The 1,141-nt window shown below is 45.6% G+C and carries 2 protein-coding genes; both read left to right on the plus strand.

All coding sequences use genetic code 11. The features are described from left to right. The first annotated feature begins 68 nt into the window (after positions 1–68). Complete coding sequence (locus tag EBR25_14295; GenBank protein ID NBW42140.1) at positions 69–806, plus strand: DUF932 domain-containing protein; 738 nt, start codon at positions 69–71, stop codon at positions 804–806. Positions 807–826: 20 nt separating this feature from the next. Then, a complete protein-coding gene (locus EBR25_14300; GenBank protein ID NBW42141.1) occupies positions 827–1,036 on the plus strand; it encodes a hypothetical protein in 210 nt (69 codons plus the stop codon). Positions 1,037–1,141 lie beyond the last annotated feature (105 nt).

Consider the following 1,141-nt stretch of genomic DNA (forward strand, 5'->3'; position numbering starts at 1 on the left):
AAAAAGACTAAAGTAAAATTAATTTTGACCGATATATAGATATAACCAACAAACAAGGAGAAAAGGTTATGACAAACAATATTGCAAAGCTTGCTACCGCACCCGCATCCACAGTTTCTGATAAGTACGTGTTCTTGTCCACAGAGCAGGCTCATAGTGTCCTTGCTGACTTCGGGTTCTTCGAGAGCCGATACAGGCAGAGCAAAGGTTCAGGCTTTCAGAAGCATGTGTCAATCTTCGAACGTGAGACAGACACCGACGAGGACGGGCGCTTCAATCTCATGTTATTGAACAGCCACAACGGCACTAGCGCACTGCGTCTTGAGGCAGGCTACTTCAGAATCTTGTGCGAGAACCAATTGGGTAGTGGGGACGTTGGTGTCCGAGTATCGCACCGAGGCTCTGCACTAGACAGATTCGCTGAGGCTATCCCACTAGTCCTGATGCAAATGGAGAGCTTCAAGGAGACTAAGCAGCTCCTGAGAGACAAGACAATGAGCCACGATGCAGTCTTTGAACTGGCACAATTCGCTCTCATGCTGCGTGGAGTGAAGCAAGATGAACTAAGGGAATTCTTCCAAGTGAGGAACCAACAGAACATGGCTAGTAGTAGACGATTCAAAGACCGTGGAGATTCGGCATGGCATCGCTTTAACGTGATACAGGAGAACATGGTCAAGGGTTGTAGGGTATTCCAGACCAATGACAAATACCAGAAGCTCAGGCCATTGACGAACGCTGAGAAGTTGCTCGACTTCAACAACCAACTAACCGCCAAGACACTCGAACTAGTACGGGCTGCATAACGCAGTCCATGGAGGATGAAATGGGAAATGTAATCTATCTAGATAAGTTCAGAAAGAAAACCCAAAAGAAGGAGGATATCAAGCAAGAATTTAAAGACTCACTGGACAATGACCGAGTAATGCAACGATACGGCATCAACAAGAGGATGGAGAGTATACACAAACGCATCGACACTATTAACAATCTCATGAAAGAACTGGATCGCATTAACAAAGGAGAGGGGAAATGAGAACCTTTACAGACATACTTGCACCATTCTCAGACCGTGAACTAATCGAATTAAAAGGTGTTCTCTCCGAGACTGACCCAGAGGGTGTACTACTGCAATTTATTA

Source organism: bacterium (assembly GCA_009926305.1).
Lineage (GTDB): Bacteria > Bdellovibrionota_C > UBA2361 > UBA2361 > RFPC01 > RFPC01.